This is a genomic window from Rufibacter sp. DG15C, from assembly GCF_001577755.1.
In the GTDB taxonomy this organism is placed as follows: Bacteria; Bacteroidota; Bacteroidia; order Cytophagales; family Hymenobacteraceae; genus Nibribacter.
Map to the genome: position 1 here is coordinate 3,843,176 of NZ_CP010776.1, position 24,669 is coordinate 3,867,844.

At 46.0% G+C, this 24,669-nt stretch carries 12 protein-coding genes; 3 read left to right on the plus strand and 9 right to left on the minus strand.

Annotated features, from left to right (window positions below; all coding sequences use genetic code 11):
- Positions 1–49: 49 nt before the first annotated feature.
- From TH61_RS16520 to TH61_RS16550, 7 genes are all read right to left on the minus strand, one after another.
- A complete protein-coding gene (locus tag TH61_RS16520; RefSeq protein WP_197464059.1) occupies positions 50–1,861 on the minus strand; it encodes a glycoside hydrolase family 13 protein in 1,812 nt (603 codons plus the stop codon).
- Between the two features lie 37 nt (positions 1,862–1,898).
- Positions 1,899–3,467 (minus strand): alpha-amylase family glycosyl hydrolase, encoded by a 1,569-nt coding sequence (locus TH61_RS16525; RefSeq protein WP_066511741.1) that lies wholly within the window; start codon positions 3,465–3,467, stop codon positions 1,899–1,901.
- Between the two features lie 92 nt (positions 3,468–3,559).
- Complete coding sequence (locus TH61_RS16530; RefSeq protein ID WP_066511744.1) at positions 3,560–6,148, minus strand: alpha-amylase family glycosyl hydrolase; 2,589 nt, start codon at positions 6,146–6,148, stop codon at positions 3,560–3,562.
- 67 nt (positions 6,149–6,215) lie between these two features.
- On the minus strand, positions 6,216–7,844 hold the full coding sequence (locus TH61_RS16535) for an alpha-amylase family glycosyl hydrolase (RefSeq protein ID WP_066511746.1): 1,629 nt from the start codon (positions 7,842–7,844) through the stop codon (positions 6,216–6,218).
- A gap of 150 nt (positions 7,845–7,994) precedes the next feature.
- Positions 7,995–9,452, minus strand: a complete 1,458-nt coding sequence (locus TH61_RS16540; protein WP_066511748.1) for a hypothetical protein — start codon at positions 9,450–9,452, stop codon at positions 7,995–7,997.
- A 20-nt stretch (positions 9,453–9,472) separates the two neighbouring features.
- Positions 9,473–10,957, minus strand: a complete 1,485-nt coding sequence (locus TH61_RS16545) for a RagB/SusD family nutrient uptake outer membrane protein (protein ID WP_066511749.1) — start codon at positions 10,955–10,957, stop codon at positions 9,473–9,475.
- 71 nt (positions 10,958–11,028) lie between these two features.
- A complete protein-coding gene (locus TH61_RS16550; RefSeq protein WP_066511752.1) occupies positions 11,029–14,133 on the minus strand; it encodes a TonB-dependent receptor in 3,105 nt (1,034 codons plus the stop codon).
- 344 nt (positions 14,134–14,477) lie between these two features.
- On the opposite strand from TH61_RS16550, the gene TH61_RS16555 reads away from it, so the two are divergent.
- Both TH61_RS16555 and TH61_RS16560 read left to right on the plus strand, forming a co-directional pair.
- Positions 14,478–15,518 carry a LacI family DNA-binding transcriptional regulator gene (locus TH61_RS16555; RefSeq protein ID WP_066511753.1) on the plus strand — a complete coding sequence of 347 codons (1,041 nt, stop codon included), beginning with the start codon at positions 14,478–14,480 and terminating at the stop codon, positions 15,516–15,518.
- A 351-nt stretch (positions 15,519–15,869) separates the two neighbouring features.
- A complete protein-coding gene (locus TH61_RS16560) occupies positions 15,870–17,489 on the plus strand; it encodes an MFS transporter (RefSeq protein WP_066511754.1) in 1,620 nt (539 codons plus the stop codon).
- A gap of 479 nt (positions 17,490–17,968) precedes the next feature.
- Here the strand turns inward: TH61_RS16560 and TH61_RS16565 are convergent, their stop codons facing one another.
- Positions 17,969–20,788, minus strand: a complete 2,820-nt coding sequence (locus TH61_RS16565) for an alpha-amylase family glycosyl hydrolase (RefSeq protein WP_071887866.1) — start codon at positions 20,786–20,788, stop codon at positions 17,969–17,971.
- Positions 20,789–20,978: 190 nt separating this feature from the next.
- On the opposite strand from TH61_RS16565, the gene TH61_RS16570 reads away from it, so the two are divergent.
- On the plus strand, positions 20,979–23,000 hold the full coding sequence (locus TH61_RS16570) for an alpha-amylase family glycosyl hydrolase (protein WP_066511760.1): 2,022 nt from the start codon (positions 20,979–20,981) through the stop codon (positions 22,998–23,000).
- A 191-nt stretch (positions 23,001–23,191) separates the two neighbouring features.
- Here the strand turns inward: TH61_RS16570 and TH61_RS16575 are convergent, their stop codons facing one another.
- Positions 23,192–24,520 carry a glycosyltransferase family 4 protein gene (locus tag TH61_RS16575; protein ID WP_066511763.1) on the minus strand — a complete coding sequence of 443 codons (1,329 nt, stop codon included), beginning with the start codon at positions 24,518–24,520 and terminating at the stop codon, positions 23,192–23,194.
- Positions 24,521–24,669 lie beyond the last annotated feature (149 nt).

Consider the following 24,669-nt stretch of genomic DNA (forward strand, 5'->3'; position numbering starts at 1 on the left):
GGCCGGGTCTGTTTTAATTCAAATGATATATCCTTATTTATGTAGTCAATTACTTTTTGACCAATACCACTACGTCCATCCCATTCACCTTTACATCTTTCACTTGGGCGTTGGTAAAGGCGTCTTTATAAGCGTTCTTCTTCAATAAGGCATGGGTAAAGGTCATGGGCTTAGCGCCGCGGTTTAGTATTACAAACACCTCTTCCTTGCCAAGGTTTCGGCTGAAGGCATACATCTGGTTGGCATCATCTACCGCCAGGGTGGTATAGCTACCCAGCTTGATGGCCTTGTGCTTCTGGCGCAAAGAGATGAACTTCTTGTACCAGTTGAACAGGTCCTGGTTGAAAACCACCGCGTCCGGGTCATGCTTGCTTTGGTCGGGGTTGTGGGTCTCTGACTCATACTTCAGGTTTTGCCACACCATGGGCTTGCGGCAGTCTGGGTCATTGCTTCCCCACATGCCGGCCTCATCGCCGTAGTAAATCATAGGTGCGCCCACGTACAGCAATTGGAAGGCCGCAATCAACTTTTGCTTTTTCAGCTGCTCTTGGGTGGGTTTGCGGGCATTGTAGCTTTTATTGTTGCTCTTCTGGCTCCAGTTAAAGTATTTGCCCCAGTTGCCAAACCGCTCGCCGTCTGGGTTGGCCACGGCGCTGCCCAAGCGGGTGGCATCATGGCTGTCCATCAGGTTTTGCATGTTCAAGGCCACCCCCGGCCCAAAGGCCTCGCGCAGTTCCTTTAGTTTCGCGTCAAACTGAGTGACAGTGGTTGCCTTCTTATCCTGTACCATAAAATCATGCACAATGAAGGCGAAGTTGTAGTTCATGGTGGCATCAAACTCATCACCGCTTAAGTAGGGCTTGGTCTCGTCAATGGAAAATACCAGTTCTGCGGTCATGTAGGCGTTCGGGTTGAGGCTGCGTACGTGCTTGCGCCAGTCCTTCCAGAAGGCATGCCCCACGTCATACGCCACATCCAGTCGCCAGCCGTCAATGCCGTGGGCTATGCCTTTGTCCATCGGGTTCATCCAGCGCTTGGAGGCGTTGAAGATGTACTCCTTAGGGCCGGCCACTATGCCGGTGCTGTCCTCCTTGAACTCTGGCAGCGTGCTTACCCCAAACCAGCCTTTGTACTTGAAAGGGGTGCCTTTGGCCTCATCGCGCCAGCTCTGCACTATAAACCAGTCTTTGTAGGCAGAGGCCTGTTGGTTTTTCACTACATCCTGGAAAGCGAAACTGTTTAACCCGATGTGGTTGAACACGCCGTCAAAGATGATGTACATCTTGCGCTTGTGGACTTCCTCTATCAGCTTAAGGGCCAGTTTATCGGCGCTGGTCCATGCCCAGGTCTTTGGGTCTAAGGGGTTCTCTTTGGCAATAAGCTTCTTGTCGCCTTCTGGGTCTGGCCCGAAGGTGGGGTCTACGTGGTGGTAGGACAAGGCGTCATACTTGTGCGAAGACGGCGCCCAGAACACGGGGTTCATGTAAATGGCGTTCACACCCAACGATTGAAGGTAATCCAGTTTGTCAATCACCCCTTGCAAATCGCCTCCGTAGCGGCGGCGCTGCAAATTGTAGTATACGTCTTTCTTGTTCTCCACTTCATAGGGCTGCAGTTTATACCAATCACTGGTCCAAGGATGGATTTGAAAAGCAGAGGAGTCATTGAAGGGATAGGCGCCGCGCAGGTCAATCACTTTGGGGTCATTGGTTTTGTCCACGTTGTGAAACCTATCCGGAAAAATCTGGTACCAGACCACGCCTTTGCTCCAATCTGGAGTGAAGTCATCCTGCGCCAAAGTTGGAAAGGCTACCAGCACCAACACTAGCATAGCAAACCAAGAAAAGAACCTTTTTTTCATGTTTTATACCTTAAAAATCGTTTAACTCTACTATTATTTACTTCTTCAGCAACACGCTGCTGTAAGCTGGAATGGTGAGAGTATTCTTGTTTAATTTTGCCTTACCGGTAGCATGGTGCACCTTATTAAAGGCCTGCACATTCTCTGGAAGGATGACAGAAACTTCTTTGCCTGACAAGTTGTGCACCACCAATAAGGCTTCTTGTGCATGGGTTCTGGTAAATGCGCTTAATGCAGGCTCGCTCAAGGTTACTGGTACCAAGTCGCCGTAAGTCAAGGCATGGCTATGGTTTCTTAGTTTGATGAACTGCTTGTAATGGTTAAATAAGGAGTTCTTGTCTTTGATTTGACCAGCAGCCGGCGTAACTGTTTTCTCTGTGACATAGGCTGGCTTCATCCACTTAGTGCGGCTTTTGTCTTTGGAATCAATATCCCATAAGAAAGGCTCTCTAATATTAGGGTCGGGCTTTTTACCAGTCATACCTAGTTCTTCGCCATAATACAAATAAGGGGAACCTGGTAGGGTTAATAAAATGGACGCCGCAACTTTTGCTTTGTTCTTATCCCCATTCAGTTCGCTCATGATGCGGTTCTGATCATGATTGCTCAAGATGGTGGCATCAATAAACTCAGGGTTTACTGAGTTATAGAAATTAGTGATTTTAGCATGCTTGATGGCCAATGAATCACCTTTGCCTTGGTTCAAGGCTTTCAGGATGTCCCAGCTCATTTCAAAGTTGAACAAGGCTGGCAAACCCTTCATATAAGGTGCCACAATGTCAGAAGGCGCCCACACCTCACCTACCAGATAGGCGTCTGGTTTGGCTTTCAGCATTTCACTTCTAAAATATTCCCACCAGCGGTGGTTGTCATAGGGACGCTCATCTGGGAAGATATGGCGGGCCGCATCTAATCTGAATCCATCTACGCCAATTTCCTTCAACCAGAAAGTACCAATCTTGAAAATCTCATTACGCAGCTTGGGGCTATCAAAATTCAAGTCTGGCATGCCACTGTAGAAGTAGCCATAATATAGATAGTCACTGCCATTTACTTTGTGCCAGTGGCGGGTGTTGTCTGAATCTGCTCCAGTGGGTTTTCCTTCCTTTTGAGCCTGAGGGTCTGATTTGTGGGTCCAAACGTAATAATCCCGGTAGGGACTGTTCTCATTCTTTGCTGCGTCAATAAACCATGGATGTTTATCAGAGGAATGGTTGATGACCATGTCCATCACCACATTGATTCCTCGCTCATGGGCTTCCTTCACAAACTCTTTAAAGTCTGCCATGGTACCATAATCTGGATGAATGCCATAGTAGTCTGTGACGTCATACTTGTGGTAAGACGGCGATGGGTTGATGGGCATGAGCCACACGCCTTCCACGCCCAGGTCTTTCAGATAGTCCAGCTTAGAGGTCATGCCTTTGATGTCACCAATGCCATCTCCATTTGAATCGGCGAAGGACTGCACGAAGATTTCATAGGTGATACCTCTAGGCCATTTGCTGGCTTTATTGGATTGGGCAAAGCTTGTGACACTAGAACCCGCTACACAAAGGGCTACGGCTATAGCAGCTAGAAAATAGTTAATAGGTTGTTTTTTCATAGAAGGACTGAATTTGAGACTCAAAAAGTATAGTCACTAACCAGAATAGGTTGAATATTGACCCAAATTTTAAAGTATATGCTTTATTCTACTTAATGCGCTACAACTAACCGTTTCACTGTCACCAATTCTCCGGATTGGACTTTAATAAAATATGTGCCGTTGGCTAGAGATTGCGTGTCAAAAGAATAGGTAGCTCCAGTAAATTGTGTTCGTGACAGTAGTTTGCCAGTCATATCATACATCTGCACGTTGCCGTTTCTTCCTGCGTTTTTGCCTAAAGTCAAAGTTACCTTGCCACCCGTCGGATTAGGGAATAACTGCATCACCAACTCCACCTTTTCGGCACCAATTCCTGTAGTTGTGCCTTTGGATAGCAATAGGATCCAGGTTTGATCTGCGCCCAAAGTAGCTCCATTGCTAGACCAATTTGCAAATGCGCCTTGTGCGTTTACACTCACAGTTCCCATGGTGGCGCCAGAGTATAGATCTGTTACATTGTAATTACCCGCAGCCAAGGTAGACACAGGTAGAGTAATGGTTGGACCCGAAACAGCATCACTGCCAAAATTTGAAACCATTACTACGCCCTCTTGCTCATATATTCTTCCATAGCTTAAAACCGAGGCATTTCCAGTGGAAAGTTCGGCGTGGTACCCTTTTCTTAAGGCTGGCTGGGCATTTCTAATTTGGATGAGCTTTTTGTAATGGTTTAACAGGGAAGCTGGATCTGCTGCCAGCGTTTGCACGTTGTACTGTGCGAAATTTGAATTTAGTGATCGCCAAGGAGTGCCCGTGGTAAAACCAGACTTGGCTCCTGGCGTCCATTGCATGGGTTTGCGTTTGTCTTCATCAACGCCAGAACCTAGCATGCCAACTTCTTCTCCATAATACAGAAACGGCACACCTGGCATAGTTAAGTACAAGGCGGCAGCTTGTTTCATTTGGGCCACATTTCCGGCCAGTTCATCCATAACCCTAACTTGGTCATGGTTGGTCAAAAAGGTAGCGTACTGTAAACGAGGATACAATCTGTTGACCAAATTCAATTGGTTCTTGAGTGTTGCCGGATTATTGCCTCTCACAGAGTTTATAATAGCCGACGCTAAATCAAATTCAAAGCATACATCCAAGCGGTCGTTTTGAACATAGGGCACCACTGAGGCGGTATTAGACCAGGCCTCCCCTACCGTGAAAGCACTTGCTTTTGCTTGTTTGGATACTTGGTTAAACTCATGCAAGATGTTAAACGTCTCTGGGGTGTTTTCTACTTTTTGCCCGTCTTCATCTAAATACTTTACTGCATCAATTCTGTAACCATCTACTCCTTTGTTTAACCAGAAGCGCGTGATGTCCCACATAGAGCTTTTTAGCTGGGCATTGCTCCAGTTCAAGTCTGGCATGCCGCTATAGAAAATCCCATAATAGTACTTCCCGTTTTTTTGATGCCAAACTCCCTGTCCCCAAGGCCCGGTAAAGCCAGGGTTGGTGTCTGACCATACATACCAGTCTCTATAAGCATTAGTGGTACTGCTGGCCGATTCCTGAAACCATGGGTGTTGTTCTGAGGAGTGGTTCATTACAAAGTCAATGATTACTTTGATTCCTCTGGCGTGAGCAGCAGCTAGAAATTCCTCAAACTCTGCCATGGTACCGTAATCAGGCTCGGTGGCATAGTAATTGGTAACATCATAGCCATGGTAGCTAGGTGACTCCATCATGGGCATAAGCCAGATACCTGTAATCCCTAAATCTGAAGTGGTGTTGGGGTTGCCATCATTCAGGTAATCCAGCTTTTGGATGAGCCCTTTAAAGTCGCCCTTGCCGTCACCATTGCTGTCATAAAAACTGCGAACAAATATTTCATAGAAAACCGCGTCATTCCACCAGAAGGTGGCGTAATCTGTGCCCTCAGTAGTTAGCCCGGTAGTAGAGCATGAACCGAACAAATATTCTGGCGCTTTCACTGAAGTGGTAGCATCTATGGATCTATTGAATACGCCATTGCCGCCAGACACGCCACAAGCTGCAGGTACGCTCTCCGCCGCAGTAGTTGTATTCCCATTAACAAACTTGTATTGAAACAGGCCTCCGGTAGGTAAAGACACGGTGGCTGTGTACACGCCATCTGCATCTGGGTCTTGCATGGGAATAGAACTAGGATTCCAGTCAGTACCATATCCCGCTAATGCTTGAAAATTACCCATCACATGCACTCCTGCAGAAGATACCGTCTGTTGTTTCATATCAACCGTAAAAGTTATCTGGGAATTGCATGAGGAGAATCCAACCACCGGCAGGCGTACATTGGTTGAGCCAACTACCACCTGTCTATTTACATTGCCTGTTCCATCATCCAACCCACAAACAACCGGGACCAATTCTGGCTGTGGCGTTTGCCAAGTGCTGCCGTTGATGAATTTATATTGGTAAACCCCCGCTGGAACAGAAACAGTAATCTCATACACTTTGTCATTCTCTGGGTCTGTCAATAACGTGGTTGCTGGATTCCAGTCTGCCCCCAATCCTGCCTCAGACTGAAAAGAGCCTGCAATATGCACGCCATTAGGAGAAACAGTCTGCTGGCTCATGTCCACTCTAAAAGTGAGTTGGACCTGCTGGGCTTGCAGGGTTAGTATAGTGGGGAGAGTAAAAATTAGAAAGGCAAAAATCAGTTTCATAACAAAGGGGAATAAAAATAGAATAAACCTATTTGCCTATGGCAATAACAAAGAGTACCTTAAGTACTTATTTTTTTAAAACGAGGTAAGCGTAATTATTCAATGTGACGGCGGTACCTAATGCGACATTGTCAGCACTTAAGGCATTCATCCAAGTTGAGTTTTTAAAGGCAGCCGGTAAAGTAAAATCAATAGGTTTGTTTCTGACATTAACCACTACTAACACCTCTTCTGTACCTGTTGTGCGAGTAAAACATACCACATCTAGATTAGAATAATCTTTAAGCGCTCCCTCCTTCAAGGCATTAGATTGCCCATGAAATTTCATTAAGCTTTGGTAAGCTTTAAACATGTCTGGGTTTAAAGTCCAGTTAATGGAAGAGTTATAGAAGAAAGGGACTTTCTCTGGTGTCCCTACTTCCTGACTGCCGTAAAACAATGGTACTCCACCCATATAGGTAGCTATCACTGAGGCGGCCAATGCACCATTTTTACCATTAAATAACACTATAGGCGTTGCATCCCAAGCAGACTCATCATGGTTGGTGGTGAACCTAAGTTTGTGTTTACCAGCAGGAATATTTGCATATTCCGCTAAATGAGTACTATACAGGTTAGTAGCTGCCTGCCCAGCAAATACTTCTTTCAATTTACCATAGAAGCTCCACCCATAGTTCATTTGGAAACCGGCTGTAAAGTGATCATTACGTTCACCTTCTGCCAGAAGCACCAATTTTCTATTTGGAATCGCTTGTAAGGAATCTAAGGCTTGCTTCCAGAAATCGTATGGAACATAATCAGCGGCATCAAACCGGTAGCCGTCAATATTGGCCTCAAATACCCAGTATTTGAGTGCGTCAATCATGGCACCCCGCATAGATTGATTGTCAAAATTAAGGTCTGCTACATCTTGCCAGTTGGTTCCCACAGGCGATACAATTTGACCGTTAACCTGGGTGTACCATTCCTTGTTATTTATCCAGGGATTGTCCCAGGAAGTATGGTTAGCCACCCAATCCAAAACTACGGCCATTCCCCGCTTATGGGCTTCTGTGGTAAGGTTCCTAATACTTTCCAGATTACCGAATTCAGGATTAACCTCCTTATAGTTTTGAATGGAATATGGGGAGTTGACAGATTTAATTTTACCTATGGGATAGATAGGCATAAGCCAGATCACGTTTGTCCCCATCGCTTTAATGGAGTCAAGCCTTGCGGTGATTCCATTTAGGTTACCAGCAGTGCTAAAAGCTCTGAGGTTTACCTCATACATGACCACATCTTTTGCATCTGGGACAGAAGAGAAGGGTATTCCGAATTGAGTGTACCTTGTATAATAAGAGACTGGTGCCGTCTGTACCACAACGTTTATCTTTTTACTGATGGACGTAGCACCATAATCTGCTGAATAGGCTGTTACCCTTACAGTGTATTCTCCACTTGCGGTATAGGTAACACTAGCTTTCCCATCTATAGATTCTGTTGGGGTTTCATTTATGGATTGCCCAAATAAGAAGCTGTACCTCACCGCATTTTGGGCTGATGCAGTAAAATTCACCTTGCCGGTACCATCTGAGCTAATAAGCTCAGATATTGTCAAATTAGAAGGCTTATTGGGCTGTACCTCGTCTTCTTTGCAAGCAAATGAAAAGAGAATGAGGAGTAAAAAGTAGGAATTCTTTAATAGCTGGTTCATAAAAATTCATTTAGGGGCCACATATTCCCTATTCCTAGCTGGATTAGCCAAATAAGCCATAATAAAAAATGGGATAGCTTTTTCACCCTGACAGGTTTAGGCTATCCCATTTTTCAAGTATTTAGAGTTTTAATCTCAATAGAATAAGATTTAAACTTTTGTCAATTTGTAAGTACCAGTACCTGTGGTAAAGTCCACTTCAATTTTATACTTACCAGCAGCTAGGCCTTTGGTAGATAAATTGGAGCCATTGCCTTGTGCATCAAATGTACCTTGAGCAGCAGTACCTGATCCAAAAGCCCACTTATCTCCCCATTGGTTGTACTCTGGCAACAACAAATACTCACTGTCAGCTTTCAGATCAATGGTGATGGTGTATTTACCTGGCGCAGTCTTAGTAAAGTCTTGGCCAGAAGAAACACCCCAGTCACCTGGAGTAGCACCACCAACTATCACAATTTTATTACCTAAGGTAAAAGCAGCGTCACCAAAAGTACCAATATTAACACGTACCGGGTTTGTTTTGCCATCCCATACAGCAGACTGCACAAAACCGTATCTGTTTTTACCAGTGGCAGTAGCACTACCTTTTACCACTACATATTCAACGCCAGTCTTTTTTGCTACGGCGGCAGCCACTTTGTTGGTACCTTCAAAAGCCACCATTTTAGAGGCACCCGTTAAGCTAGAAGCACCTTTTTCAACCACGTAATAGTCGCCGCTTTTTGCGTCAATGCTATTATCTAGTGTAGCTACTACCGTTAACATACCAGCTTTAACAGCCTCACTTGGAATGTTTAAAACTTCACTGGTTGGAGTTGTAGGTGTTACTGTTGGTAAATCTTTCCAGTTGAAGGCAGTAGCATTGAAAGCAGACTCACCGTTATACGTGAAATCTGAATATTCAGCGCCAGTAGCAGTAGTCATCTGCTTATCCCAGGTACCACGCGTTACTTTGAATTTATCACCAGAAACCAAGTTCATGGCAATCTCATAACAGGTAGGGCTTAATTGGGTGAACTTATGAGGTCCGCCGCCGCCATCCCAGTCAGATCCGCCTTCACGGGAACCAAAGCTACCAGTTAAATAAACTGTTCTGTCGGCTGCTGGTAAAGTTGCACCATTTGGAACGTATAATCTGATCCATACAGTCTTACCAGCTGGAAGTGTTTTAGTAAAGTTACAAAGAACAGGTTCCATGTTATTAATTACGTTGATGTCATAGGTACCTACACTTTGCTCTCCATCTTTGCTTACCATCTTGTAATTAACCGTGTAGATTCCTGATGGCGCCTTATCATTCCCAGGAAAGGCAACATTCATATTTACACGGTTCAGGCTGTTTGCCTTGATGTTTGAAAGCGTATTGGTAGCGATTACAGTTGAAGTTCCCTGCTTTACTACTTCTACAATTACTTTCTCCAAGTCAGTTCCTGCTGCTGTAAAAGATACTGGCACGTTAGGGCTAGCATCAGACAGCACCACTAAATCGTAGGCCTGGTTCCGTAACTCCTGGAACATTGGATCAACCTCTTCCTCATTACAACCCCAGACAAAAAAGCTCAGGAGGAGGCTGAAGAATACGAAAGGATTTTTAAAATTTCTCATATATTAAACTAGTTAGAAGCTTAGTAACCTGGGTTTTGTTTCAAGGTCTTATTGTTAGCAATTGCCTGAGCCGGGATTGGGAACAATTTGTATTTGTCACTGCTGGCTGCTTTGAAAGTACGGGCCGCGGTGAAAGTACCAAAGCGGATCATGTCTTGACGACGGTGACCCTCCCAAACTAACTCACGTCCTCTTTCATCATAGATTTCGTTCAAGGTTACTGAACCCGTAAGGTTAGCCAGACCAGCACGATTTCTAACTTGGTTTACTAATGAGGTAGCCGTTGCGACATCACCACCGCTTCTTACCAATGCCTCAGCTTTGGTTAAAAGTACGTCAGCGTAACGATACACCGGGAAGTCATTTGAAGTACTGTTGCTACCATCAAAAGGAGGCACTGGGAAGAATTTAGCGTTTCTGGCACCATCAGTAATTCCTGCGTTGTCCAATGATGAAATGTTAAGGCTATAGTTTACGCCACCTGGCTGAGGACCAAATAACCATTGGTCTTTACGCTTATCTGCATCATTGTATTTGTTAACAAAGTCCTGATGCACTGTAGCGCCATTCCATCCACCAAAACCAAATAGAGCATTGGAGTGTGGAGCGTGTAAGGTCCTGATACCAATAATGTTACGTGGAGCACTTAAAGCATCTACATATACAGAAAGGATCACCTCTTGGTCTGGAAGCTTATCACCAAAAATAGCTTGAGACCCAGCATTATCATAAAGGTTTGGCACTAGAGAGAACCCACCTTCATTGATAACTTTGTCTGAAGCAGCAACTGCATCTGCCCAACGAGGGGTACCTGTGTATACTTGCGCATTAAGGTAAATTTTCCCTAACAAAGCATAACCAGCCCACTTGTTAAAACGACCATAGAACTGGCCACCTTTGGTAGTTGGCAATAGATCAATGTTGCTCTTTAACTCGTTCTCAATGTATTTAAAAATCTCGGCACGAGGCGTTTGCGGAATTTGCTCAACCGTTACATTGTTTTCAGTATAGAAAGGAACATCTCCCCATCCATCCATCAACATATAATAGAAATAAGCTCTTAAAACTTTAGCTTCTGCAATTCTTGATGGATCTGCATTGGCCTTCGTTAATAATTCAACTGCAAGGTTGGCTTTGAAAATACTTCTGTACAACCAGTTCCAAGTATTACCAATGAACTCCTGAGACCCCGTCCAGGTATGCTGGTACATGGCACGCCAGATACCGTTGTCATCCCAAGCCCCGTCAGAACGTCTTGGAATCATCATCTCATCTGTGGATGACTCATTTAAGTCATACCAACCTCTGTCTGCTCCGGCAATTCCTTTGCCATTCCAGTCGCCTCTCACTTCATTGTAGATGTTGGCTAGGGCAGCATTTACACCAGCCTCTGTAGCATAGAAATCATCTGCTACTTGTTGGCCGTAAATACCCTCATCCAAATCTGTACATCCCACAAACGTGGCAGATGCAAAAATCAAGACTGAATAAAATATCTTTTTCATAAAATGATCTTAGAGTTATTACCAAGCGGCCTCTGCTTTAGAAGCTAAAACAGAGCCACTTGGTTCAATTTTTAGAAGGTTGCGTTAATACCAAATGCGAAGCTACGGGTACGTGGATAAATACCGTAGTCAATACCAAATCCATTGCCACCGCTAGTGCTCAATTCAGGATCAATTCCTGAGTAGTCAGTGATTACAAAAAGGTTGTTGGCTGTTACAGAGAAGCGTAGGTTTTTAACGACTCCTAGTTTACCAGAAGGCAGGTTGTAACCTATAGTCAAGTTCTCCATACGGGCAAAATCACCATCTTCCAACCAATAGTCTGTAGCATAGGTTAAGCTGTTGATATTGTCACCAATGGCACTTTTTAACACGTTGTTCTGACCTAAGCCACCAAGTGCACTTAAAGTAGCTCTTCTGGCATTAAAGATTTTATGGCCATGAGCACCTCTAAGCACCATGTTTAAATCAAAGTTTCTGTAACGGGCTGAAGGTGTGAAAGCCCACGTGAACTTTGGCAACGCTTGTCCGGCTACGTAACGGTCTGGATTTTCTCTGTTACCATCAGAGATAACACCGTCACCATTTAAATCGTCAATGATTTGGTTTCCGTTAGCGTCAACACCAGCATGCTTGAACAAATAGAATGTTCCTAAGCTCTGACCAATGATTAAGTGAGAGATGGCATTGTTAGTTGAAGCAACCCCTGTCGTCCCGCCAGAACCCCAAACCACATAGTCAGTAGTTAATGGCAGTCCGTTCAAAGAACCATTCAGGTTTTTCACTTCAGTTTTAGTAGTTCCAACGTTACCACCTAAAGTAACACCTACAAACTCCTTATCTACTAAAGCATAGCTTAAGCTTGCTTCTAGACCTTTGTTCATAATCTCACCAATGTTGGCTTTGATAGTTCCAAAAGGATAAGGAGGCTGAGGAACTTGGTAATCAAATAACAAGTCGCTTGTTAGACCATAATAAGCATCCAATGTACCAGACAATTTGCCTTCCATTAATCCGAAGTCTAAACCAGCGTTGTACATTTTCTTCACTTCCCAACGTAGGTCTCTGTTCTCATTTTGAGTGATAGAGAAGTTAGGGATTACAGAACCCCCAAAGAATACGGTTCCGTCGTTGTTCACCAAACGCACAGAGTTCAATGGTCCTAAACCACCTTGGTTACCAGTTTCACCGTAACCAGCTCTTAATTTAAGGTCGTTGATAACAGATAAGCCAGACATAAAGGCTTCATCAGAGATTCTCCAGGCTCCAGAGAAGGCAAAGAAGTTTGCCCATTTGTTGTTGGCTCCAAAAACGGAAGCACCGTCACGTCTAAAGCTTGCGCTTAACATGTATCTCTCTTTAAAAGCGTAGTTTACCCGTCCTAAGAAAGAGGCTAGCGTTCTGTCGTTTTTATAAGATGTGATGTTTCCTTGTTGGAACAAGGTAGGATCCGAAGATTGCAAAGTACTAAGGTTATTCTCAGAATCTACTGTGAAACCTCTTGCAGAAGCTCTAAAGCCACCATACACTTGTTGTTGCCACTCATTTACACCAATTACATCTATGCTGTGGTCGCCAAACTCTTTCTTATAATTCAAGATGAAGTTGAAAAGTTTTTCATCAGAATTGTTGGTTTCCTTAGCAGCAATACCATCCGGCAAGTTCTGGATGTAAAGCTCTCTTTCAGCTCCTGTAAGGTTGGCAGGGACTACTCCAAGATTTCTAGCGTTTTCTTGCGTTGTTCTGGCAGAAATGTAGTTTTCATACAAACGGTCAGTTTTACGCCAAGAACCAAAACCAGTGGCAGTAAGGCCTTTCAAGATTTCATATTCGGCACGAAGGCTTCCAAACAAGTTGTTAGTTCTGTCGCCGTCTACAATCTCATTGGTGCGCGCTACCGGGTTCTGGTAGTTAAAGCCATTAGGGTCAATAAAATAAGGACCTGTGTCTTTGTTCAATGGAGACTCTGTATAGATAGGGTCTGTAGGTCTGCGGTTAATAGCCTCTCCTATTCTACCGCCATTATTAAAGTCGTTGCTAAGAACAGAAGTATTTAGGTTGAAGGTTAACGTCAACTTGTCGTTCAAAGCAGACTGCATACCCTGGAAACGGGCAATGTAGTTTTCAGAATTTGACTTCTTGATGATACCTTGTTGCAAAATACCCGTCAAAGATGTTCTGTAGGTGAAGTTTTCAGTACCACCAGAAACAGCCAAGTTATGGGTGGTAGTGTAACCTTTGCGGGTAATAGCATCTACCCAGTCAGTGTCACCACCAAAATCATATGAGTTGTTAATGCCTTTTGCAGCAGCAACTTCTCTGTATTCGGCAGCACTAAGCAGGTCATAGTTTTTAGCAATGGTTTCAACAGAAGCCACCCCACTATATTCAACCGTAGTTTCACCGGCCTTACCTTTTTTGGTAGTCACCAAAACCACACCAGCTGCACCTCTAGAACCATAAATGGCTGTGGCAGAAGCATCCTTCAGGATTTCAATGTTGCTGATTTCACTTGGTGGGATTTGTTTTAAAAGGTTCAAGTCACCCTGAATACCATCAACTACCACCAACGGGTCATTACCACCAATAAGTGAAGTTATACCTCTAATACGGATGCTTGGCGCTTGACCTGGCTCACTACCCACTTGGTTAATGTTTACCCCGGCCGCTCTACCGTTAATCTGCTGTAGTGGGCTGGTGATTGGACCCGCGTTAAAGTCTTTCTCATTTAAAGAGGCAACAGAACCTGTTACGTCTCTTTTGTTTTGAGTACCATACCCAACCACTACAATCTCATCTAATGCTTTGGCATCTGTTGCCAAGTTCACATTAATAGTAGACTGACCCGCAATAGCTACCTCTTTAGAAGTATATCCAATGAAAGAGAATACCAACGTGCCATTGGCTTGCGCATCTGTCACAGATAAAGAGAAGCGTCCTTCTGCATCTGTAGACGTGCCATTCGTGGACCCTTTCAAAACTACGGTTACTCCTGGCAATGGGCTATTGCCCTCTCCTGTTACGGTACCAGAAATGTTTCTCTGCTGGGCTTGCACCAAGCCGCTGCATAGAAAGAAGAAGACAGTGGCTACTACCAGAAACGAAGATTTCTGAAACAGCCGTTTGCCCTGAGGTCCATGACTGGGAGGCAAATTTTTGAGTAGTAATTTAAACATAGATAAAGGTTTAGGAATGATAGTTTAAAAGTTAATGGTTCAAATCTGTTGCCTTTATGGCAAATAATTGTTTTCCAACTAGTTACATTGAACAGCAACTTTTGGCAATCGATTTCTTTAGCGATTTACCAACTTATTGGCTAATTGCAAAGCGTTTTGCCTACAAAAAAGGAATATATTTTAAGAATTTACCAAAAATCTCCCTTAATCCTACTGCATTTTTAAAAATACCTGTTCTAAACCGCCCTTTATTAAAATTTGTTTAATTAGCTTTGTTTGATTGAGGCCTTAAAATCATCCTATGAAACGGCTTTTTCTCCCTTTTACGAAATCGATGGTTCTCCATGGCTAGAGTTACAATACATGATATAGCAAAAAAGGTAAACACCACCGCCTCAACTGTTTCCAAGGCGCTCAATGACCATCCTTCCATTAGTACTGCCACCAAAGAACTCATCAAAGAGGCGGCCCAAAACCTGAACTACCGCCAGAACAGGTTAGCCTCTTCGCTAAGGTCAGGTAGAACCAACATTATTGGCATCGTAATCCCTAGTTCAGAGATTGGTTTCTTTGCTACCGTGGTGCATGGCATTGAGAAGGTGGCCCGCAACCACGGCTACAATGTGCTGTTGTTTCAGTCTAATATATTAGGTGAGTATGAGGTGGAAGGGATTGAGACCTTGTTGCACTCAAGCGTAGATGGCATTATTGCCTCCATTGCCAAAGACACCACCACCCTAGACCATTACCTGGAAGTAAAAAAGCGCAAGGTGCCACTGGTGCTATTTGACCGAACCAAGGATGAGATAGGCGTACCCTCTGTAGTAATTGACGACTACAAAGGGGCGTACATGGCCACCGAGCATTTGATTTTGCAAGGCTATACCCGTATTGCCCACATCTCTGGGGCGCAACACGTTAAGATTTTCAATGACCGTTTGCGTGGATACGTAGACGCCCTGCGTGCCAATCACCTTACGGTAGACGATGACCTCATTCAATACGGTAAGAACTCTATTGAATCTGGAAGGGCGTGTATGCAAGCCTTATTAGACAGCGCTAAGGTTCCAGATGCGGTATTTGCGGTAGAAGACTTCACAGCTCTGGGCGCACAGCAGATCATCAAGCAAAACGGCTACAAAATTCCGCAGCAGATTGGCTTGATTGGCTTCGGGAATGAATCCTTTAGTCCCTTTATCACGCCGGGTCTCTCAACGGTAGATCAACAGGCTGCTCAAATGGGCGAAGAGGCGTTCAACATGTTCCTGCACCAAATCAACAATCCGGATATCGCCACGGAGTCAATTCCTAAAATTGTATTAGACCCAGTTCTAATCATCAGAGAGTCCTCTTCCAGAAGGCCAGCATATGATTGCAATAATTAGCGCAATCCAACTACTTCTAAGTTTCCTATTCCATTTACTTCTCCTGTCTTTTTTGGACTGTTTTCTAAAAAACAGGCCAAAAAAGACAGGAGATTTTTTGTTACTATAGTTTTCCGTCTTATTCCTAATTATTGATGGAAGATAATTCTATAGAAGTAAAAGACTTATAAAGACGGCCATCCCGGCTACACAAGATTGCATTCTAGGCAGAAGAGAAATCGATACAAGCCACTTTTACACAGGGTTAATTTTCATTAACCGTTGAATTGAAAGCAAGAAGGTTTCCGGCTGTATTATCTTCTTCCTATATTACCTCTCCAAAACCTGACTAACCCAAACAAATCCCGCTTTATGGAGCAACATTCAAGTAAAAGTTACAGTTCGGCGTTGTACACGCTGGCCATGGTGTTTTTTTTCTGGGGCTTTCTGGCCGCCTCCAACGGGGTGTTCATCCCCTTTTGTAAGTCTCATTTTAATTTAAGCCAGTTTCAGTCGCAGTTGATTGACTCTGCTTTTTATGGCGCCTACTTTATCGGCTCCCTCCTGCTCTACCTGTACTCTACCAGCGTAGGCTATGATTTCCTGAACAAGATTGGCTACAAAAAAGGCATCATTTACGGCTTGCTGGTTTCTGTGGTGGGTGCCTTGGTGATGATTCCGGCGGTGAACACCGGTGAATACCTGTTCATCTTGTTGGCTTTCTTCGTGATTGCCTTAGGATTCTCTTTACAACAGACCGCCGCCAACCCTTTTGCGGTGGCCTTGGGAGATCCAGCTACGGGCTCACACCGCCTGAGCTTGGTAGGTGGTATCAACTCTTTGGGTACTACCATTGGACCCATCATCATTACCTTAGTTTTGTTCGGGACAGTGGCAGCCACACAGGAACAAACTGAGACTGCCCCCATCAGCTCTATCAATACTCTTTACCTGATTCTAGCAGGTGTATTTGTGTTAGTTGCGGGCATCTTCGCGGCACGTAAAATGCCAAGAGTTACCTCAGATGAAGAGCCAGAGCGCAGCGGTAAGGCTACCATTTCTTTGCTGGCCATCACGGGCTCCATCATTGTCTTGGCTGTGATTGGAAACTTCTTACCTGAAAGCGAAAGCGGCACCTCTACCATGGTTCTATTGATCCTGGCCTTGGTAAGTGTGATTCTAATTTTAGTTCTGTCCAACCTGGCTGCCCAAAAGAACAGTGAAGGCTGGGGCGCTATGAAATACCCTCAACTCACCCTAGGCATGATTGCCATATTTGTGTACGTGGGCGTGGAAGTAACCATTCAGAGTAACTTGGGCGCCTTGCTGCGCACCCCAGAATTTGGGGGCTATAATGAATCACAAATATCGCATTACATCTCTTTGTACTGGGGAAGCTTAATGATTGGCCGTTGGATGAGCGCCGTGACTGTTTTCAATGTGAGCAGAAACGCAAAACTGGTATTGAGCATCCTGGTGCCGTACATAGCCTTTGCAGTGGTGCTGTTTGTGAATTATATCTCTGGCAATGATGTGAGCGACCTATACATCTACGCCATCTGTATTGCCATTATGATTGCGGCCAACTTCTGGGCCAAAGGCAAGCCAGCTAAGCTGTTGATGGGCTTAGGCTTACTAGGCGTGGTAGCCATGTTGGTGGGCTTGTTCACTACTGGCACTTTGGGCTTGTTTGCGTTTATAAGCGGTGGTTTGGTTTGCTCTATCATGTGGCCTAGCATCTTCGCTTTGAGCATTACAGGATTAGGCAAATACACCAGCCAAGGCTCATCCCTTCTAATCATGATGATCTTGGGTGGCGCGATTATTCCACCGTTGCAAGGCGGTATCGCTGACTTTACAGACATCCACTCTTCTTACTGGGTGGCGGTGTTGTGCTTCGGGTATTTGACGTTCTTTGCCTGGAAAGTGTCTGACATCCTGAAAAAGCAAGGCCATGACATTGAGAACTTAGAGGCTGAAGGCGGTCACTAATCCTTCTTTAATCCTGCTATCAACAGAAAGGGCGAGTAGAATCTACTCGCCCTTTCTGTTGCCTTTTACTCTCCTTTAAATCTTTTACTCTCCTTTAAATATAAGGTAGACGCTTTTACCTATCCGTTTTTGGCCTATTTCCTAGGAATTAGGTCAAAAACGAGAACGGTTCCTTATAGAGATAACTCTTATGGATACCACAGATAGTGAACATAGAATAAACAATCAACTTGTAAAGCTGGCAAGCAGGTGCACAAACTAGGTCTCCCTTCGGAAACAGCCGCCTTCATAATTAACTTGCGTTTGACATAACGCTCTTGATAAATGTATCTCGCTTTTGCTCAAGCAAACGAATTAATATGAATACAGCCCGTTTAGGCCTGATTCCTAGAAAACAAGCTAAAAATGATTGCCGTCCTACCAAAAAAAAGGCCAGCTACAGGTCTGTAGCTGGCCTTTCAATTCTAAAGTTATATAAGTTACTGCACTACAATTTGTACAGACTGCGCCGTGGCGCCGGTGATTACTTTGCAGATGTACAGGCCTGGAGCCAGACGTCCGCCGCTTGGAGTAGTCAAGGCTTGTTGAATGGCCTTCGGTCCTGCTGCTTGGCGGCCTAAGTTTTGTTCATTCACCAACCTGCCTAATTGGTCATACAACTGAATGCTCACCTCAGAGGCTGTAGTTAATTGGTATTTGAGCGTTACCTGACCATTAAAGCTTGGGTTTGGATATGCCACTAGCTGTTTCGCTAAGGCGTCTTTGTCTTCCAACACACCCGTGATAATGCCACTGTTCGAGATTCTTATAGAGGTGTACAAGCGCATTTCGCCGGGCTGTAAGGTGATGCCTTGGTTCACGTTGGTCACCGTCAACGCTTCTCCAGACATGTAATCATACCAGGTACCGGTATACTGGAACTTGGCGTCTGCCGTAGTGGCCGTCAGCCCGAAGTTACCCACAATGGCCACGTTCATGCTAGGATCCTGGATATGGATTCTTTTGATGGTTCCTCCTAAGTCCAGAGTGAAGTCATTGGATTCAAAGGCCGGCTGTTCTACTTTTAATTTGATTAAGGCCGCATACACATCATAGAGTTTCTTACGCTCAGCGTCCTGGTAGTATTCCCAAAGAATGGGCTTGTTGCCGGTTCTACCGTTCTGGTCAATAGAAATGTCATAGCCTACCTCGCCAAACTGCCAAATCATTTTAGGACCCGGGATGGTGAAGAAGAAACCGGCCGCCAGACGCATGCGCTTCAGGGCATTGGTCAAGGTTTTAGTGCTATAAGACCCAGAACTTAAGCCGTTTCTTAACACATCAAACATCATGCGCTCCTCGTCATGGCTTTCCATGTATCCCACTACGTGCGGACTGTTCCAACCGCGGCGCTTGTATGAGATCCAGTCGAAGTTGGAGTTGTTCATGTCTCCTTTGGCGGCTTGGCGGTAGTTATGGTTCAAGTTGCCCCACAGCATCATGCCGTAGTCGGCTAATACTTTCTCCTCTGAGTTGTCTGCCAAGTGCTCAAGGATGACATAGGCAGAAGGGTCTACGCTCCAGATGTGGTCTGCCATGCGCTTCAGGATATCTACCCTTGACTGGTCATACTGGCCCCAAAGCCCTACGTTGCCCAGTGTCTGTTTCTGCGTGAAGCCTTTAGACAAGTCAAAGCGGTAGCCGTCAATGTTATATTCCTTAAGCCAGAACTCGTTTACGCGGTCAACAAAATACTTGGTGGCCAGGCTCTCATGGTTGAAGTCATGGCCTACATTGTAATCATGCGTAGGCGTGGGGTTAAACCAAGGGCTTTCTGGCGTGGTCTGACCGGTGGCGCTGTTGTAGTATAACTGCACCATAGGCGACTGACTGAACGAGTGGTTCAATACCATGTCAATGATGACGGCCATGCCTCTTTTGTGCGCCTCATCAATGAAGCGCTTGAGCATGTCTTTGGAGCCGTAATATTTATCAGGCGCGAAGTAAAAACTGGAGTTATAGCCCCAGCTTAGGTTGCCCTCAAACTCATTGATGGGCATCAGTTCAATGGTGTTAATGCCGAGGCGGCTCAAATAATCCAGTGTGTCTTTGAGTGTCTGGTAGTTATGGTTGGCCAGGAAATCCCGCACCAATAGCTCATAGATGACCATGTCGGTCTTTTTAGGCGCTGTGAAGTTGGTTACCTGCCAAGCATAGGCTGTTTGATCGGTTTGCAACACGCTGGTCAGGCCTGTGGTCTTGCCCGTTGGGTAGGCTTTCAGGTTAGGGTAGGTAGTAGATTCCAGGTACTGGTCATTGTTGGGGTCCAGCACTTTCTCAGTATACGGATCCGCTATTTTCAAGCTCTCATTTACCAGGTATTGGTAGGCGTATTCCTGCTTTGGCGTCAAATTGTCAATACGAGTCCAGAAACGGGTACCATCTGGGGTCTTATACATAGGCGTGCTCGCCTGCCAGTTGTTAAAATCCCCGATGGCGTAAACACTCGTCTTGTTGGGCGCAAATAAATTTAGCAACACGCTGGTAGGGCTCAAATAGGTGATGCCGTCCTTGGCGCCAGCCGGTATGGCCTGTACCTGGGTGGCGGTTCTCACCACAAACCCGAAGGAGTCTGCCGCTACCACCGTACCGCCATTTTCTGCCGTCAGTTTCACTTTGTTGTAGCCCGCAGAGGCGGCTATCACATTCGCCTCCAAGGCTGTGCCAGTAGCCTCAGAAACCTTCTGGTCGTTCACATACAACTTGAGCGCAGTGCTGCTGGAGGCCGTTCCCTTCACCTGAATAGACTGGTTCTGATCCACAAAGTAAGGGTTCATACCCACCGCTGGCTGCGTAATGGTCACGTTGATAGCCCCAGATTTAAAGATAGGCACCTTGATGTCCTTATTCTCGGTGTCCTTCCCTTCTTTGGTGCCGGTGCTGGTTTTACTCCAGAAGACAAACATCAAAGCGGTGATTTCTTCGTTGGCGGCCACGCCGTAGTAAGCACGCGGGTTGTCAATGACCAGTTGGTACTTGTTATTGCCCAAAGGCACCATTCTAGTGGCTTCAATGCCCACTTCCCAGCCGCTTTTCACGTGCGTCCAAGTGGTGCCGTTGTTCACCAGCACCCCGGTGTGCGCGTAGATGGGTGTGGTCACGTTCTCCAGACCGCGGTTTCCTTTAGTGGCGTCAAAAATTATGGTTACCTTATCGGTCTCGGTGGGGAAGTTTGGAGTCCAGGCGACTACTTGCGCCTGGCCGCTTTTTGCCAGCAGAGCCAACCATAAGAGGCACAGCAATCGTAAAGTATGTTTCATGCGAACGCGATAAATAGTTTTAAAAGAGAAATTTACGGAGAATTAATGGGTTTACGCAATCGTTTTCCTTGATAAATTAGTAACGGTTCCGCAATGAAAGGCCCTGTTTTTGGCATCTTTCAAGAAAAACAGGCCAAAAACGGATTAAATTCAAATTATTGTCATATTATTTTCTGCCCAACCTTACCCTATGGTAACCTCTTCTAAAGTCCTGGCTCTTGTGCAATCTGACGTCTATCTGGAGCCATACCTACCTCATCTCCTCAAAAGACAGCAACGGTTTAAAGACGAAGTCCAGAAAATAGAGCAGGAAAACGTCAGCCTTCTGGAATACGCTGCTTGGCATGAGTACCTGGGCGTGCACCAAGCCCCTGACAAATCAGGCTGGTGGTACAGAGAGTGGGCCCCGGCCGCACAATCCTTGGCCTTCATCGGAGATTTTAACGGTTGGGACCGGTCTGTACACCCGCTTTCCAAAATCAAGGAGGGCATCTGGGAGGTGTTTGTGCCGGCAGACGCCTACCCCATTGAACATGGGCAGCGGTGCAAGGTGCACGTGGTAGACCAGCAGGGCAAGGGTCAGGACAGAATACCTGCCTACATCCGGCGGGTGGTGCAAGATCCACAGACCTATGACTTTGCAGGTCAGATCTGGTGCCCCCAAGCAGAATTTACTTGGTCAGACAACAGCTTCCAGGTAGACACTCAGACGGCGCCTCTCATCTATGAATGCCACGTAGGCATGGCCACCGAAGAACACAAGGTGGGCACCTATCGGGAGTTCGCCGATTTAGTCCTGCCACGGATTGCGGAGACCGGCTACAACTGTCTGCAGCTGATGGCCTTGGCGGAGCACCCCTACTACGGTTCGTTTGGCTACCACGTGTCTAACTTCTTTGCGCCTTCCTCCAGGTTTGGGACACCAGAGGACTTGAAATACCTCATCAACGAAGCACATAAAAGAGGTATCTCCGTCATCATGGATTTGATTCATGCGCATGCCGTTAAGAATGAGGCTGAGGGGCTGGCAAACTTTGACGGTTCCGGCGGGCAGTACTTCCACACCGGGCCGCGCGGCCACCACCCCGGCTGGGACTCCAAACTCTTCAACTACGGCACCCCAGAGGTACGGCGTTTTTTGCTTTCTAACCTGCGTTATTGGCTGGAGGAGTTTCACATAGACGGTTTTAGGTTTGACGGGGTCACCTCCATGCTCTACCACCACCACGGCGAGGGCGTCGCTTTTGACCATTATGACAAGTACTTTGACGCAGGCGTGGACTTGGACGCCATTCTCTACCTGCAATTAGCCACCCAGCTTTCGCATTCCATCCAGCCTGCATCCATTTTGATTGCTGAGGACATGAGCGGGATGCCGGGCCTCTGCCGGACGCATGAAGAGGGCGGCGTTGGGTTTGACTACCGGCTGGCCATGGGCATTCCGGATTACTGGATAAAAATTCTTAAGCACAAGCGCGACGAAGACTGGAACCTGCACGAAATCTGGCACGAGCTTACTAACCGCCGCTTGCAAGAGAAAACCGTGGCCTACGCCGAGTCCCATGATCAATCCTTGGTAGGCGATAAAACGCTGGCGTTCTGGCTCATGGACAAGGACATGTATTTTCATATGCACGTGCAGGACAAGAACGCCGTCATTGACCGGGGCATGGCCTTGCACAAAATGATACGGCTCATCACCTTAGCCTTGGGCGGTGAGGCCTACTTGACGTTCATTGGGAATGAGTTCGGACACCCGGAGTGGGTGGATTTCCCGAGGGAGGGCAACAATTGGAGCTACCAGTACGCGCGCCGGCAATGGTCCTTAGTTGACAATGAAGAGCTCAAATACCGCCAGCTGTGGAAGTTTGAAAAAGACATGCTGTCTTTGGCCAAGAAAACTCAACTCTTGACCCAAGGCGCGGCCAACATGCTGCATCTGGACACTACCAACAACGTGTTGATTTTTGAGCGGGCAGGCTTGCTGTTCCTCTTCAACTTCCACACCAAAAACTCCATCCCTGACTATATCCTACCAGTGTACCAAGCCGGAAGCTATCAGATTGTTTTATCCTCAGACGCGCCCCAAACAGGAGGCCATGACCGCGTGGACACAACCATTTCCTATTTCACCAAGCCCACCAAATACGGCCCTAGGCTAAGCATTTACCTCCCCAACCGCACGGCTTTGGTATTGAAACAAGTAGACTAGAAAATAGCTTCTTAGGCTATAATAAGTAATTAGGGAATACTAGACTTGATAATATCGTTTTTGGCCTGTTTCCTGGAAATAAGGCCAAAAACGAAGGCTACGAATTTCCTGTCCATCAATCTTAAAAAGAGCGGCCCTGCCAAGACTTTGAATCTTGGCAGGGCCGCTCTGGTTTGTAAAATGCAATAAAATCAGGAAGCCGAATGGGATACTTCAAACAGAGCCTGGAAGACTTTGCTGGACGTTGACTCCCAGGTGTAAGGCTTCAAGGCTTCTTGGTTGGCCAGCACGGCTTTGGTGCGCAGCGTGTTGTCATTCAACAGTTGCAGAATGTGGTCAGCCAGGCCTTCGGTATCATGGGCATCTGACAAGTAAGCATTTGGTAATACCTCACCTGCCCCGGTCTGCCGCGTAATCACCACGGGTATGCCCGCCTGCGTAGCTTCTACCGCTGCCAGTCCAAAAGGCTCTGATACGGCTGGCAGGCAGAAAACGCTGGAATCATGCAAAAGGGCCTTGGCCTCCTCCTGCGGCAAGAAACCGGTAAAGGTCACTACCTCTTCCAACTCAAGTTTCTTGGTAAGTTGCTGGGCTTCGTCCCATAAAGGACCATGGCCGGCTATCACAAATTTTACGCTGGGGTCTTTTCTGTTAATGCACTTGGCTACTCGTAAAAACTGCAACGGCCCTTTCTGCGGCACTAGCCTGCCCAGGAATATTACTTGTCTGGCTTGAGGATCTACCGTTGGTTCAAAATTATTCTCAGAGCAGCCGTTGTAGATGACCTTGATTTTGTTTTTGCTTACGCCATAGCGTGTGGCAATCATATTAGCAGTGCGTTCACTTACGGCCAGAATGAGATCTGCCTGGTGCATGGCTTTGGCCTCTAATTCATAGACCCATCCCCAAGGCTGCGCCACCTGTCTATCAAAGGTGAGGCTGTGCACATGCAGCACCAGAGGCACCTTGCGTTGAGTTTTAATCTCAGTACCGGCCAGAAAGGTCATCCAGTCATGGGCGTATACTATGTCAATCTCTTTATGAGAGGCCAACCGGGCGGCAAACCGGGCAAACTGGATCACTTCAAAGTTCAAGGTACCCTTTGGGCCGGTGGCAATGGTAATTTCAGGCTGGGGCTTAGGTGTTATTGGCTCTTGGTCTATAATTTCTTCTTGGAGACCACCTTCCTTTTCAGCCTGTTCCTTGGCTAGAGCTTCCTTTAAATAATATTCCTCTTCGTTCTCATAAGGGAACAGGTTGGCGGGCACTCTATAGGTTTTAGCAAAGCGCTCATAGGTTCTACTAACCGGCGCTTGCGTAATGGTGGCCAGGTCCAAATCATTCAGGCCCACCACGTTGGTTCTCTGGGACAGGGCCTGACCTTCGGCCTGCGGCACAATTAAGGTTAAGTCAACCTCTTTAGAAAGTGATTCGGCTAGGTGAAAGCAGGCTTTGCCCACTCCTCCATTCAAGACAGGCTGGTCTTCCCAACCCAACATCAATACGCGCAGTTTTTCCATGGTACCCTCTAATTCATCCTGGAAGACGGCAATGCCTCCTTTACCGGAAGGTAGTGTTTCTTATGCCAAGATAGAATCAGTAAATTTATTTATTTATCCTCTACTTAGATAAGAATAGGAAGGTTAAAAGAAACTTACAGTATTTCGCG